Origin of the sequence: Cognatundibacterium crateris, assembly GCF_010078235.1 — a bacterium.
In the GTDB taxonomy this organism is placed as follows: Bacteria; Pseudomonadota; Gammaproteobacteria; order Burkholderiales; family Burkholderiaceae_D; genus Undibacterium; species Undibacterium crateris.
Genome location: NZ_JAABOS010000001.1, coordinates 658789 through 673181 on the forward strand (window position 1 = coordinate 658789; position 14393 = coordinate 673181).

Annotated in this window: 10 protein-coding genes and 1 tRNA gene; 2 read left to right on the plus strand and 9 right to left on the minus strand. The window is 52.1% G+C overall.

What is annotated here, in order from left to right; all coding sequences use genetic code 11:
* Nucleotides 1-184 precede the first annotated feature (184 nt).
* From EYB48_RS19410 to EYB48_RS19415, 6 genes are all read right to left on the minus strand, one after another.
* A complete protein-coding gene (locus EYB48_RS19410; protein WP_328823220.1) occupies nucleotides 185-1081 on the minus strand; it encodes a beta/gamma crystallin-related protein in 897 nt (298 codons plus the stop codon).
* Nucleotides 1082-1196: 115 nt separating this feature from the next.
* Nucleotides 1197-1742 carry a hypothetical protein gene (locus EYB48_RS02880; RefSeq protein ID WP_162018759.1) on the minus strand — a complete coding sequence of 182 codons (546 nt, stop codon included), beginning with the start codon at nucleotides 1740-1742 and terminating at the stop codon, nucleotides 1197-1199.
* A gap of 647 nt (nucleotides 1743-2389) precedes the next feature.
* Entirely contained in the window at nucleotides 2390-2794 is a 405-nt protein-coding gene (locus EYB48_RS02885) for a PRC-barrel domain-containing protein (RefSeq protein ID WP_162018760.1), read from the minus strand.
* A gap of 733 nt (nucleotides 2795-3527) precedes the next feature.
* The gene (locus EYB48_RS02890; RefSeq protein WP_162018761.1) at nucleotides 3528-3998 is read right to left on the minus strand and encodes a plasmid recombination protein; all 471 of its coding nucleotides are present in this window, start codon (nucleotides 3996-3998) and stop codon (nucleotides 3528-3530) included.
* A gap of 372 nt (nucleotides 3999-4370) precedes the next feature.
* Nucleotides 4371-4447, minus strand: a tRNA-Pro gene (locus EYB48_RS02895).
* Between the two features lie 245 nt (nucleotides 4448-4692).
* Nucleotides 4693-6330: a methyl-accepting chemotaxis protein gene (locus tag EYB48_RS19415; protein ID WP_162018762.1), complete on the minus strand. Its 1638-nt coding sequence runs from the start codon at nucleotides 6328-6330 to the stop codon at nucleotides 4693-4695.
* A gap of 259 nt (nucleotides 6331-6589) precedes the next feature.
* Between EYB48_RS19415 and EYB48_RS02905 the strand changes: the two genes are divergently transcribed.
* Both EYB48_RS02905 and EYB48_RS02910 read left to right on the plus strand, forming a co-directional pair.
* Nucleotides 6590-7525: a histone deacetylase family protein gene (locus EYB48_RS02905; RefSeq protein ID WP_162018763.1), complete on the plus strand. Its 936-nt coding sequence runs from the start codon at nucleotides 6590-6592 to the stop codon at nucleotides 7523-7525.
* 33 nt (nucleotides 7526-7558) lie between these two features.
* Nucleotides 7559-10261, plus strand: coding sequence for a bifunctional acetate--CoA ligase family protein/GNAT family N-acetyltransferase (locus EYB48_RS02910; protein ID WP_162018764.1), 2703 nt, complete (start codon nucleotides 7559-7561; stop codon nucleotides 10259-10261).
* Nucleotides 10262-10329: 68 nt separating this feature from the next.
* Here the strand turns inward: EYB48_RS02910 and EYB48_RS02915 are convergent, their stop codons facing one another.
* From EYB48_RS02915 to EYB48_RS02925, 3 genes are read right to left on the minus strand one after another with little or no spacing between them, the layout of a single operon-like run.
* Nucleotides 10330-11541: an SGNH/GDSL hydrolase family protein gene (locus EYB48_RS02915; protein WP_162018765.1), complete on the minus strand. Its 1212-nt coding sequence runs from the start codon at nucleotides 11539-11541 to the stop codon at nucleotides 10330-10332.
* A gap of 17 nt (nucleotides 11542-11558) precedes the next feature.
* The gene (locus tag EYB48_RS02920; RefSeq protein WP_162018766.1) at nucleotides 11559-12977 is read right to left on the minus strand and encodes an SGNH/GDSL hydrolase family protein; all 1419 of its coding nucleotides are present in this window, start codon (nucleotides 12975-12977) and stop codon (nucleotides 11559-11561) included.
* 5 nt (nucleotides 12978-12982) lie between these two features.
* Nucleotides 12983-14374 (minus strand): MBOAT family O-acyltransferase, encoded by a 1392-nt coding sequence (locus EYB48_RS02925; RefSeq protein WP_162018767.1) that lies wholly within the window; start codon nucleotides 14372-14374, stop codon nucleotides 12983-12985.
* Nucleotides 14375-14393 lie beyond the last annotated feature (19 nt).

Below are 14393 nucleotides of genomic sequence, written 5' to 3' on the forward strand. Positions count from 1 at the left end.
CTTTCAAATCAGCACGCAAAAAATATTGATGTCTGTCGGAATATGAAAATTAACCGCAGATGCTATATATACTGCTCCGACAGCATGCGATGGTATCGCCGTTGTTCTTTGACTCCACATAGACACAAGCAATACCTTTTCAACAACGATCAACCGTTAGGTTATTGAAAAGCTCAGTGCAATTTTATTGTCTAGGCTCACCTCTTTGATTAACATATATGGTTGCACCTGGCGCATGGCGTGTTTGCATATGGTGCTCATAACCACGAAAATTGTAGGTGACGTCCCATAAGTCGGGCTCTTGATTTGGCAGCGTCTGACAACGGCGTACGTCTTTTGAATAGCTGTCTCCAGATTTACCACCAAGGTTTGAACCAATAACCGCACCGGCCACTGCCCCACCTGCAGTGGCGATATCACGACCAGTTCCACCGCCGATCTGATGACCAAGCACACCGCCGAGGATGCTTCCAACGATTGCTGCACCGATATTGTTTTGGGAAGCATCATTAACCTGCTGACGCTCGATCCAGCATCGCTGTTCCGCATCACCATAAACGGCACGTACTGAGGTAACTTGTGCCTGAAAGATATCTTCATTCGGACGACGGCGATATTCATATGCCGGTTCTGTTTGTTGCGGCGCTTCATTGTCGTAGTGACCGCGAGGATTGACTGGCCTTACTGAAGAGACCCGGTCATTCATCCCCATGGATCTCAGCGATGAATAATTACCCTTTTGGAGAATCATGCATTTGCCGCCAAAACCTGCGTCGTCGCATACTTCCCACCGGCCTTTCTCAACAATGATCGAAGAGGCTTTATCATTGAAACCATATCGTTTCAGATCACCAACTTCGCGTGAAACTGAAAAGGTGCGTCCGCGCCATCCATCATCTTCGTAAAGTGTAATCTGCGCCATAGCATGAGCTGACAATGACATGGTAGCCACCGCAATGACCAATTTGAAAAGTAGGTTCATCGCCTTCTCCAAAGTATATTTATTAATGACAAAACAAATCTTGGGGCCTAAAACTATTACGTAATGCTGCCAGACGTTCAGGGAGTCGTTTGTCGTCATTTAAGTTGTGCACCACCTCAACGACGATACGTATCCAGGACTGAAAACATCGCTGCGCAGTACTCTTGATACCCAGATTTCAGCTGCTGCACTGCGATTTATTACTTCTATGCGATTATTGCCCGTATTTTTTTTTGGCAGAATCTATGCAAGTATTTTTACTTACGCCAGATAGTTCATCGCACTTCTCAAGCGCAACTTTGTAATTAGCTGTTTGTTTGTCGTCGCGTGCGTCGGTGCGGGCATCCATTACTTTTTTGTCGGCAGTCGCATCAGCTTTTGCAGCAGCCATGGTCGCCTTAGCCTGCTTTATGCACACGTCTTTTTGATTTCCGCCTTGGTTTTCGCATTTAGCTTTATCTACATCGTAGTTAGCATTTGCAATATCCTTGCGGGCGCTACTTCGTGCGCTAACAGTGCCTTTAAACTGCGCATGAGCATCGGCCTCGACTTTAATGCGCGCAGCCTTTGCTTCAGCAACACAAATATCTTTTGAATTACCCGCCATTCCATCGCAACGGGCACTTGCAATTTTAAAGTCAGCAGCGGCACTATTCTTGGCGGCGTCATAGGTTGTTTGGGCGTCGGCCGTTGCCGCGACTGCAGGCATAACAAAGGCAACTGAGGCCCCTATCAATAACATTTTGATTGCGCTTTTCATTTCAAATCCTTTAATGATGAGGAGTAGCATTTTTTAATCTAATTCGAACCGTCGGCAAAACGCGTCTTGTAATTCGAACCCCACGCAATCACTTATATATTTAGCGCGGCATTACTTCTGTTCGGCAATGCACATATTCAATTTCACATACTTCTTCAAAAAATAGATTTTTATTTGAGGCAAAAATATTTCATTTTGACCTCAATGGAGGTGAATAGGCTTGATAGCTCTCTGGTGAGAGGGCATAGATATGTCAGCGATCTTAATTATGCTATTGGCGTTACTTAGAGGCATTGGTTATTCACTAAGCTAGTGGATAACCAATTACTTGGAAAAATGACGTGCTGAACTTAGGTTCAATTGATGATTAAATAACTGTTGTGCACGACTTCGCACCCTGAAATACGGGCACAGTTGGACCTTGATTTTGAATCTTATTTTCGAAAGCTAACAATCCGTAACCAACCATGACTGAACAAGAGCATCTGATCACATCGGCACTAAGAAGACTCTCAAAAGAATTGCTTAGTCACAAAAGCCCATATCTTAGCCGACGCGCCCGAGCCTCTCGGATCACTGTATAAATTAGCGAGAATGACATTCTCTTTACAGACAACCGACAACCGTCATGTCTCGCCAAAAATTTATCAATGAGTTGCAGCTCCGTCGTAATACGTATGAATAGTATCCGTCCATGATTTGTCGGCCATGTCGGGCCAGTCATCCGAGTTGAAACCCGGTGCGTTGGCAAAGCGCTGTTTCTCAACGTCAAGCACAAAACGTTTATTTACGGTATCAAGCTTCAGTGCACTCCACGGCACAGCAAACAGCTTTTCGCCGATGGTAAAGACGCCACCAATCGAAAGAACTGCATAAGCGACTGTGCCAGAATACATGTCCAGCATGAATTCTTTGATATCGCCCAAGTGTTCGCCCTTCGTGTTATAGACATCTTCTCCACTCAGCGTATTCGCCCCCATCAATTCAGGGCCAGGGCCTTTGTGTCCACGGTCTTTATACATTCCGTAGGTATCGCGTGCTTCGTATGTCATGTTAATTCTCCCTTTGGTGTGAATGAGGGCTGAGAATGCACTACTAGTTAAAGACAGACTGTTCGGTCACACACATTTAAGATTTATTGGCGTTCGTACAATTAATTTCAAGGCATATTTTGGCAGTCCTGATTTTGGCATTGCAATCTGATTAGTGCTCCTGTTGTTTGGGCGGCCTGCTGAGGAATCCTGCTGAGGAAAGAGTGCCTGCTGCAGAATTGATTCATCTGCACTGATTCTTGCTGTTTTTGTTATTGATACTATTTTTTCACAACAAGCAAAAGCGAAAGGCTGTTTAAATCACGAGCAACGTGAACATGCGCCTAAAGGGAGGAGAGGAAAACAGTTCAGCCCTGGGACACACACGGGAAAGTGAACATTACCTCGCGTCCGACGTTAATCAAACGTATTGCAGTGACACCTTGATCGGCATCAGCTGCATGGCAAATCCTCACAGATCCTCGACTCAGTTTTGCCGAATGTAAATCCAAGAGCTTTCGGAGCTAACTTTCCTGCGCCAGCTTGGAACCATGTCTTTAGACGTAGGTACGCAAAACTGCACCCCCCATTTCTATGCGCACCATCTGCGCACCTTGGTTTTGCGTACCTTGCAGCGCCAGCAGCTGATGGGCTTACCAGGGTAAATAGGTCGACTCAAACACGCTGTTGTACTTGATCAGAAAAATGGCCCTCAACGTTATGAGGGCCATTTTTGCTTGCTGTGTTATGGGACTTATGCCGCCACAAAATCGGACTTTAAAGACTTCACCTTCTTCGTCATGACGCCAACGAAGGATTTGGCTTTGTGTCGCTTTGCACGTTTTCGCAGTTGATTGGCAAGTACTGACCGGAGTTTATCGGTGTTCTTAGCGAATATTTCAGAGAGCAACTGGCGTAAGCGGAGTTCGGTCAGTACAGCGGGTTCTGCGCGTATGTATTCAATCAACTCATTCGCAAATTCCAGATCGCGTTTTTTGTCATTCCCGGTTTTAGGTGTTTCGTTGACCAGGTTGTACTTCTTCCCAACCACTTCTACACAATTGCGGCGCAAGGCTTTTAAGGTGTTGGCATTCCCCATGATTTCACTACCGCGAAAATGCCCGTCTTTGATCGGCAGCAAAATCACGTGCACATGCGGGGCTGACTCATCCAAGTGCGCGACAGCGCAGGTGACGGGAATGCCTGATCCTTGCTTGGCCGCCACTGCGGAACAGGCAGCGCTTCAGGCTCAAGCAAACCAGCGCGTACAGGATTGGAGCCGTTCTTTCCATCACCAGCTTCGGCATTCCGTTTTTTCAGTAGCAGCTTAATAAACCCTAACAGTGCATAGGGGTTGACGCTATTTGATGGGCCGCTCACCTGCCCGCATTTGGGACTTCGTTGCCTCCTGCACCAGCGCGAAACTGCAAGTCCACAGTGCCGCAGGACAGGCGACAAATGGTCGCGAACGACAGCCTTTTGACGCTGCAAACCCAGCCATGCTGGCGCTGGAAACGAAGATAAGGAATTAAACGCTGGTAAATCTCCAGAAAGCAAAAAGGCCAATCTGTTGATTGGCCTAAGTCCTTGATTTTATTGGTCGGGGCGAGAGGATTCGAACCTCCGACCCCATGCACCCCATGCATGTACGCTACCAGGCTGCGCTACGCCCCGACTCGAGGCACAGATTATAGTAGATGATAAGCATTTTTGCCATGTATCCGGATAAAAATACCGGCAATCATTTTGCTGCCAGCGCGGCCCCTGACTTGATCTTACTCTATGTCGCTGACCACATAGCAACAGTAGCCTTAGGCTGCGCACTTTTTGTGATTTGCAGACACACCCTCAACTGCATTACTGATAAAAGTGCAAATGGCTGCATGCCCGGGGCCATGAATTGTTACGCAAGCAGGTGACTACGCAATCATTGCAGGCCTGGGGGCTGAACCTGCTATTTTCATCGTTTTTTGTTTTGTCAGTCTGGCTTGACTGGCAGCACGAATGACTTGAAATGCACCAACCAGCGCGGTCAGTTTTTCAGCTTGTTCGCGCATAGAAGCCGATGCATACGCAGCCTCCTCGACCAAGGCAGCATTCTGCTGAGTACCCTGGTCGATTCTGGCCATGGCAACGTTAATCTGCGTAATGCCCTGATTCTGTTCGCTGCTGGCGGCAGTAATTTCATTGACTACATCCACCACATTTTGCACACTGGACACGACCACATCCATGGTGCTGCCAGCACGCTTGACCAGTTCACTGCCTAGCCGGACTTTTTCATTTGAGTCATTGATCAAAGCCTTGATTTCTTTCGCCGAAATCGCACTGCGCTGCGCCAATTGCCGCACCTCACTCGCCACTACGGCAAAGCCACGCCCCTGCTCGCCAGCACGTGCTGCCTCCACTGCCGCATTCAGCGCCAGAATATTGGTCTGAAAAGCGATGCCGTCAATCACAGCGATAATATCCACGATTTTTACAGTCGCCTGGGTGATGGCATCCATATTTTCCATCACGTCGGCTACCATATTGCCACCTTGCGAGGCAACACTCTTTGCCTGATGCGCAAGCTGATTGGCCTGCTCTGCATGATTCACGTTTTGTTTGACGGTACTGGTCAGCTCCTCAAGTGAAGCTGCGGTTTCTTCGAGCGAGCTGGCCTGCTGCTCCGTCCTGACTGATAAATCATTATTGCCTACTGCGATTTGATCCGCCGCTGTCGAGATCGACTCTGTGCTGTCCCGGACTTCATTGACGATCAAAGCAAGGCTGTCGCGCATGGCTTTGATTGCATATAACAGACTGCGGCTGTCACCGTCCTGCAGATCAATTGCAGCGGTCAGATCCCCTTGCGCAATGAATTGCGTCACCGTTTTGGCATACGCTGGTTCACAACCAATTTCACCCATTAGCGAACGCCGGATACCGATCGCAATTGCGAGACCGAGTACAACTGCCACGCCACTACCGACGGACATCATCCATACGACTTCCTGATACTCGCTATCCGCAGCATGTTCGTCATCGAGACTTTTTTTACGCTGCAATTCAATAAAATCATGAATCGCCTGTTGCCAGGCGGCGGTGGCCGGAATCGCCTGTGTCATCAATAAACTCACCGCTTCTTCTTTACGTCCAGACATGCCCAATTCCAGGAATTGCAGATTGAGTTTACCTGCGACTTCGGTATCACGCATGATCTCTGACACAAATGCTTTACCTTTGGCATCGAGCGGCATTTTTGCCAGCTCCGCCAGCGCCTTGTCGTAACTCAGATTGGCAGCGGAGACTTTCTTTTTCTGCTCCAGCATCTCATTCATATCTGACAGCAAAGCGATAGTGCGTACTACGCGCGCCGTCACGTGCACGGCATCGCTCATATCCTCAAGTAAGGCCATCTTACGCACATTGACATCAACCACATGGTGCAAAGAATTGTTATTGACTTTGATACCATACAAGCCAAACCCCGCGACCAGGCCAAGAAAAAGCAGAATAACGCCGAAGCCTATAATCAGGCGGGTATTGAGACGCAATTGAGAGAACTTCATCATGACCTCCAAGCCTAGGCAAAGCAGCAATGAACGGATACCAATATGGTCGGGCTAAATGAAAAGCGATAGCATGCAAGCGCCCTAACATTTCCATGTGGAAATTTCTTTGATTATATTGAGCATTCTCTGTGTTTTCTGTTAATCATTGTTGCTTCAAAATTCCTAAGTCCGAATGCAGGCAATGCCGCCTTTGTAATTTTGTAAGCCTCGATTCAGACAGCGGGCTTATGATAGATGCATCAATGCGAAGGATGACCCAATGCTACCCGCCTACATTACGCATCACGACTGCCTCCTGCACGATATGGGAGAGCAGCATCCGGAATCCCCGGCCCGCCTGGGTGCAATCAATGATCAGTTACTGATGCATGGACTGCTCGATTACATGCATGCGTTTGATCCGCCGCTGGTCACACAGCAGCAACTGGCACAAGCGCACACTGAGGCTTATCTGGAGAATTTTGCTCAAACCGGAGCGAATGTACCGGAAGATGGCTATGTGCAGATCGATCCCGACACCCGCATCAATGCTTACTCTTACCGGGCTGCGCAAAGAGCGGCGGGGGCTGCGGTGATGGCGGCGGAGCTGGTCGCGAGCGGTAAAGCGCCGGTCGCGTTCTGTAATATCCGCCCGCCCGGCCACCATGCGGAACGCGCAGCGGCTGGCGGCTTCTGCTTTTTCAATAATGTCGCGGTGGCGATCCTGCATGCGCTGGACACGCAAGGCATTAGCCGGGTGGCGTTGATAGACTTTGATGTACATCACGGCAATGGCAGTGAAGATATTCTGGCGGGTGATCAGCGTGTTTTAATGTGCTCCAGCTTTGAAAAAGATATCTATCCATTTTGTGGTGATATTCCCAAAGCGACTAATATGATTAATGTCGGCCTGCCCTCACGCTCAGGCGGCAAGCTGTTCCGCGAGATGGTGGCGGCACACTGGCTGCCTGCGCTGGACGCGTTTGCACCGGAGATGATTTTTATCTCAGCCGGATTCGATGCACATCGTGAAGATGACATGGGTAATCTGGGGCTGGTGGAGGCCGACTTTGCCTGGGTCACTAAAGAAATCGTGGCAGTCGCCAATAAACATGCACGTGGCCGCATCGTGTCCTGCCTGGAAGGCGGCTATGAACTGTCGCCGCTGGGACGCAGTGTCGCCGCGCATGTACGGGTATTGATCGGCGCCGATTGAACTGCTGCGCCACACCACTTTACAAAGACGATTATGGACAAACACTACCTGTCATCCTTATTTTCTCCACAATCCATTGTGGTCTTTGCCGGACCACAGGAGTCGTCAGAACAGCCGCCTGAACAAGCCCTTGAACAACCCGGCAGCCTCGCCAGAGTATTGGTTGCGGACCTGCAGGCAAGTGGCTTTCAAGGGCCGGTCAGCTATCTGGACATCGGCATGACAGGTACACTGGGTGACCTGGCAGCCTCACGCGCCGATCTGGCATTAATCGCACTGCCGAATGCGCAATTAGCCGACGCACTCGAAGTGGTGGGACGCATACAATGCCGGGCCGCGGTTATCCTCTCCAATGGTGTCGACAGCCAGCTCGCGGCGCATTTGTACCAAATCGCACGTCAGCACAATATTCATTTACTGGGCCCGAATTGCATGGGATTCCAGCGACCTAAAAATCAGCTCAATGCCAGCGTGCTGGGCAAACTGGCGCGACCAGGCAGCATTGCAGTCGTGTCGCAATCGGGTGCCCTGGCCAGCTCTATACTGGACTGGGCAGCAAAAAGCGGTATCGGCTTTTCTGCTGTGGTATCGCTGGGTGCGAATACCGTGGTGGACATTGCCCAGGTACTGGATTTCCTGGCCGAAGACCGTCATACCCAGAGTATCGTGGTATATCTGGAAGGCATACGCCATGCGCGGCGCTTCATGAGTTCGCTGCGCGCTGCGGCCAATGCTAAACCTGTCATCGTACTCAAAGCTGGCCGTCAGCCGGATGGCTCGAAAGCGGCTTTAACCCATTCGGGTGCCATCGTCGGCAGCGATGCGATTTTCGATGCTGCCCTGCAGCGCGCCGGCGCGGTACGGGTGCGCTCTATGGTGCAGATGTTTGCTGCCATCAAATGCCTGTCGGCGCGCTATCTGCCTGTGGGACGGCGACTGGCAATCATCTCGAATGGCGGCGGACCTGCAGTGCTGGCAGCCGATGTGCTGAATGAACTGGGCCTGCAACTCGCCACCCTCACCTCATCCGATGCGGAGCAGCTGAAGGCACGCTTATCGCCGCTGGCCTGTGTACGCGACATACTGGATCTGGGCCAGGATGCCGATGCCAGCCATTTCCGCGCTGCGATTCAGGCTTGCGCCCATAGCCAGCAAGTCGATGGCATGCTGGTAATCCTGTCACCTACGCCCGGCATCGACACCGGTACCATTGCGCAGGCGCTGGCTGATGAACAGCCGAATGTGGGCAAAACCATGATCAGTTGCTGGATGGGCGATGAACAGGTCGCTGACGCACGCAAGATACTGTACCGTGCAGCGATACCGAGCTTCCGCACACCGGAAGCGGCAGTCGATGCCTTCCATCATATTTCTCTGTTCCACCAGAACCAGCAATTGCTGCGCCAGGTGCCCTCACCTTTATCACAGCTGGCCAAGCCAGACATAGAAGGGGCGCGCATCCTGATTGAAAGTGTGCTGGCCGAGCGCCGAAAAATTTTGACCGAAATGGAATCCAAGGCCTTGCTGGCGGCGTTTCATATCCCAGTCACCAAAACTATCCTGGCACGCTCTGCCACTGAGGCCATGCTGGTGGCGAATCAGCTGGGCTATCCGGTCGCACTCAAAATCGATTCGCCCGACATTCCGCACAAGTCCGATGTACAAGGGGTGGCGCTGAATATCGTCAATGCCGCGGCGGTACGCGATACCTGGCAGGATATGCAGACCCGCGTCAGCCGGCTGTGTCCGGATGCGAATATCCATGGGGTTACGGTACAGAATATGTCGGGCAAACCGGATGGACGCGAGTTATTCATCGGCGTATCGACCGATGAATTATTTGGTCCTGTGATTTCCTTCGGTGTGGGTGGCGTCATGATAGAACTGCTGACCGACCGTAGCCTGGAACTGCCGCCGCTGAATCAATTCCTGGCTCACAGACTGATAGAAAGAGTCAGGTCGTCCAGTATTTTGCAAGCCTGGCGCGGCGCGCCCGCCGTCGACCGGGAAGCACTGGAACAAATCCTGTTGCGTGTCTCGGAAATGGTATGCGCCTTGCCGCAACTGCGCGAAATGGATATCAACCCGGTCATCGTCGATGAGGACGGTGCGGTGGTGGTGGATGCACGTATCGTGATCGACAATGTGGCGCTCAAGCCCGGTAACTATGAGCATCTGGCGATTTCGCCCTACCCGTCCGACTCGGAAATGGAATTCCCTCTGCGCGATGGCAGCCGCTACATTGTGCGTCCCCTACATCCGCATGATGCCGATATGCTGCAAACCCTGGTGCGCGGGCTGTCAGATGAAAGCCGCTATTTCCGCTTTGTGTCTTCGATTAAGGAATTGTCTGACCGCATGCTGGCCAAATTTACCCTGATCGACTATGACAGGGAAATGGCGCTGGTGGCAATCTATCCGGAACGCACCGCCCTGCCCGATGGCGGCTTTGCTGAGACGGAAAAAATCATCGGTGTATCGCGCTATGTGACCAATCCCGATAAGAGCAGCTGTGAATTTTCTTTGCTGATCGCCGATGAATTCAGCGGTCAGGGTCTGGGCTCGCGCATGATGCTGTCCATCATAGAAGTGGCACGCAAGCGCGGCCTGAGCCAGATAGAAGGTTTGGTGCTGACTAAAAACGCATCCATGCTCAAGCTGATGCGCAGTCTGGATTTCCGGATACAGGCTTATGAAGATGATCCTGATTTCCGGCTGTGCGTGAAATCCTTATAAACTGCTGACGCTGTGATGCTGACAACCATCACAGCGTCAGGTTCAGCGTCAGGGTCGGCAATGAGAACTCAGCGCGACTTACGTCCACGCTGATACATATGGATAAATGACTCGTAAAAATCGGCACCGCTGCGTTCGTAACCTTCTTCGGTAAAATGGATCAGATCCTGTCCCGCCAGCGGCGGTGTGGCGGCCGCGTAGCGCTGTATCGAGCAGGCACCGCCCATGGCTTTTTCCCAGTCCCAGTACAACAGTTTTTCCTCGATCGCGATTTGCTTTTGTATAGTTTGCACATTCCTTAAGGCTGCAGGGATTTTATAACGGCAGCCGACTTGCTCGCCGGGGCCAGTTTTTCTGGCTGAATTCGGTGCACCGATCAGCAATATCGCGGCTTGCGGCGCAGCGGCACGCAGATTACGTACCGAAGTTTGCAGGTCGCTGTAATAGGCATCAAAGTCAGGTTTGGCATCAAAGGCTTCGTTAGTCCCATACGATAAAATCAGCAAATCGGGCTTACGCCAGCGCAGTTGATCACGCAGGGCTTCCGGTTGCCAGCGCAGGATCACACGCTGCATCGCACCGACGACACCCAGTGCATCCACCGTCACACCGGGAGCCAGCGTATCAATCACGATGCCGCCCAGCTCCGCCGGTGCTTCATCGGCACGCAGAAAAAAACTGTTCTGCTCATTACCGGCACCATATACATAACTGACTTGCCAATCCTGCGACAGCGGCGCGGCCAGTTCACGCTGTTCGCCATCTGGCATGACGATGCGCCAGCCACCCGCCGTAGCGTCACTGCTGCGGCGCGACCAGACACTGACGCGCAGCGGCCCATTGACCGGGAACTTGGGCTGGATCTCCATGTAAGCACCAGGGTCAGGCAGATTGGCGACGCCGCCTACCGGGAAATTCTCAGGATTGGCGCGCGCGATACGGGTTTTCCAGTTACCGGCCATTTTCATCAAGACCTGGGCTGAGCGTTGATTCTTGACGTAACCCGGCGTGATCCAGCCTATGCCGGCATTGCCAAAACGTTGCTGCATGCGGTCGCGAAACGCATGCGTGAAGTAATCGCCACCGGTATGCGAATCACCAAACTGCATAATCCTGAGCACATCCTTGCTTTCACCACGCTCCAGCGCTGCCAGTTGCCGCCAGACGCGATAGATGTTCGGATCGCCATAATCCACCACCTGCGCCAGCCCTGCCGCCTGACTCAGTGGGGGCAGTAGCAGGCACAGCACAGTTAAACAGCTTAGTGTGGATTTACGCATCAGTATCAATCAGTAGTTCAGGAAGAAGTGGTGGACGTCGCGGAGGTGGTGACCGGCGACGAGAGCTCGCGACGCTCTTTGCGGCGTGGATGAACAAGCGGATTGGAGACCGGATTTGCGACTGGATGTGCAGCCGGACTCAGGTTCTGCGCTGCACTGTCATTCTGTGCCTGTTCGGTGGCGGCGGGCTGTGGCAATACGAACTGGCGCATCACCAGTTGGGTAAGCAGTTTATGGCCATCGCGCGTGAAATGCACGCCATCGCCACTACGCACCACGATTTGCTCACCACTTTTACCGGTAATGGTGCGCTGATATTCATCGGCTTTATCGCTCAGGATTTCACGTGTGGACAGATAGCGCGAAGTACCGTCTTTCATCGCACCCGCATACAATTGATTCAGTACCGGTACGCCTTTCTGGATATTGTCCTTGCCCATATTCGGCGCGCCCAGCCAGATCACCCGTACATGCTGGGAATGCGCAAAGTTCAGGATACCAGCCACCCGCTCTGCGTATAAACGACGCCAGGTCTCGCTGCCGAAAGGCTCATATTTACCGCCCAATACCATGTCCCAGGTATCATTGGCTCCCATGAAGATCACCAGAATACTGATTTTTTCTTTTGGGATCAGCTCACGGATGCGACCCGGCCAGTCATAATAATTCGGATACGTCAGTCCTGTGCTTTGCTTACTCACGTCCAGCGCTTTGACCTGCACATTCTGCAAAGCGCGTGCCAGATGCGGCGCAACCCCTTGCATCATGGAGTCACCGACCAGCAATACGCGATCCGTCTTGGATAACACGATGCGGCCGTCTTCCGCCAGACGGGCAAACTGGGTCACAGCGGGCAGCTCTTCGCTATCGCCGCTGTCGGCCTGCGCCGACGTCGCCGATGCGGTATGTGACGCAGATACAGGTGCAGCTTCCGGATTGATGTTCGCAGCGCTGGCCGTCGCATCCGCGCCAGTTGTGCCATTTTCCTTTCTGCGCACCGCAGCGTCCGTTTGCACTGTACTCAAGGTACCTAATTGCTGTGCATGCGCCTTGAGCGACAGGCCAGCCTGTGCCGAGCTCTTGATGACCGGCTCAGACACTTGTGCGAGATCCTGATCCGAAAGAGCAGCTTTACCGTACAACAGCACATTCGCCGCCAGCACCATACGCTGCTGTAATTCCGCCGTACCGGATAGACGGCTTTGCAGTGCAGATTCCAGCTGTGCGCTGAGTACTGGTCCATGGCGCCACCAGGCATGTGGAATCGCAGTCGACAAACCCAGTTCCGCATGGCGGGTTTGCTGCCAATACAGGTCCAGCGCATCCTGACGCAACCAGGCTATCAGCGCCAGGCTGCAACCTAATAAACTCAATACCCGCAGCGCAGTTGTTGGCTGTGGTTTATGGTCGGGATGGTCACCAAAATACATATTCATTCTGTTCAGTACGAATAATACAAAAATGCAGGAACCCCGGATGGGCCCAGATAATTGATGAGTAAAACGGTCAGTGTAATCAGCAGCACTTGCAGCGGCAGCGGTGTTTTTTCCAGCCAGCGCACCGCCTGCCCCTGCCAGCGTTCATACCCCAGTGCTCCCGCAAAGAATACGCCTAGCAATAAGAAACCGGCCATCACATTCATTTGCAGCGGGCCATCGGCACGTGTCAGTCCAGCCAGATAGTGCAGCGCCTCCTGCCAGTTCTCAGCACGGAAAAACACCCAGGCCAGACAGACAAAGTGAAAGCTGAACACGGCACCAAGCATACCCTGTACCCGCTTGCCGGTAATACGTTCAAAACCATTTTGCAGCACCATGCCCAATCCGTGCAAAGCACCCCAGATCAGGTATTTGAGGCTGGCGCCATGCCACAGACCGCTAATCAGCATAGCGTTGAAAATCGTCATCTGGGTCAACCACCAGCCACCACGGTTACCACCCATAGGGATATACACATAATCACGTATCCAGGTCGACAGCGAGATATGCCAGCGCCGCCAGAACTCACGCAGACTGGTCGCCAGATAAGGTTGGTTAAAGTTGTCTGCCAGACGATAACCGAGCAGTAAAGCCAGCGCGATCACCAAATCGGAATAGCCGCTGAAGTCAAAATAAATCTGTATCGCAAATGCATACATACCGGCCAGCAGTTCCAGTCCCTGATAGGCATCCGGATTCGCAAACAGTGGCTTGACCCAGGCATCCGCCAGCCAGCTGGCCAGCCAGACTTTCTTGATCATTGCACTCAGTAGCAGACAAATCGCCAACGCCGGGCGCTGGATTTCGCGCTGTTCACGGACTTCGAGTTGACTTAATAAACCGGAGGGGCGGCAAATCGGCCCCGCAAACAAGGTAGGGAAAAAGGCCAGATACAGGCTGCCATCCAGCCAGGATGCGGGCTCACGCTCGCCGCGTGCCAGGGCAACCAGATAGGCGATCGACTGAAAAGTGTAGAACGAAATCCCGACCGGCAAAATGATATCGAGCGCCGGGATCGCCCATTGCCAGTGAAAAAATTCCACGAGGCCTTGCATGCCTTCGCGGAAAAAGTCGAAATACTTAAACACCGCCAGATTCGCCACTGACAGCGTGATTGCGATCGCTGGCAAACTACGTCTGAGCGTGGGCCGCCATACAAGCATCTGACTGGTCAGGCTGACAAAGGAAGAATAGACCGCAAGCACAGCGGCAAAACGCCAGTCTATCGAGGCATAGATGCCATAGCTGGCCGCCAGCAAAGTAAGCTTCTGTGCGACCGGCCATTTCACCAAAGACCAGTACAACACCAGAAACAGAAAAAAAACGAGCGCAAACTCAGGAGACAAATAACTCATACATGAACAACAAAATTGA

What these genes read in the sequence shown, in the direction of transcription:
- EYB48_RS02905 (WP_162018763.1), top strand. Translation starts at nt 6,590, where the DNA reads ATGCTACCCGCCTACATTACGCATCACGACTGCCTCCTGCACGATATG.
- EYB48_RS02880 (WP_162018759.1), bottom strand. Translation starts at nt 1,742, where the DNA reads ATGAAAAGCGCAATCAAAATGTTATTGATAGGGGCCTCAGTTGCCTTT.
- EYB48_RS02925 (WP_162018767.1), bottom strand. Translation starts at nt 14,374, where the DNA reads ATGAGTTATTTGTCTCCTGAGTTTGCGCTCGTTTTTTTTCTGTTTCTG.
- EYB48_RS02910 (WP_162018764.1), top strand. Translation starts at nt 7,559, where the DNA reads ATGGACAAACACTACCTGTCATCCTTATTTTCTCCACAATCCATTGTG.
- EYB48_RS02920 (WP_162018766.1), bottom strand. Translation starts at nt 12,977, where the DNA reads ATGAATATGTATTTTGGTGACCATCCCGACCATAAACCACAGCCAACA.
- EYB48_RS19415 (WP_162018762.1), bottom strand. Translation starts at nt 6,330, where the DNA reads ATGATGAAGTTCTCTCAATTGCGTCTCAATACCCGCCTGATTATAGGC.
- EYB48_RS02915 (WP_162018765.1), bottom strand. Translation starts at nt 11,541, where the DNA reads ATGCGTAAATCCACACTAAGCTGTTTAACTGTGCTGTGCCTGCTACTG.
- EYB48_RS02885 (WP_162018760.1), bottom strand. Translation starts at nt 2,794, where the DNA reads ATGACATACGAAGCACGCGATACCTACGGAATGTATAAAGACCGTGGA.
- EYB48_RS19410 (WP_328823220.1), bottom strand. Translation starts at nt 1,081, where the DNA reads ATGACGACAAACGACTCCCTGAACGTCTGGCAGCATTACGTAATAGTT.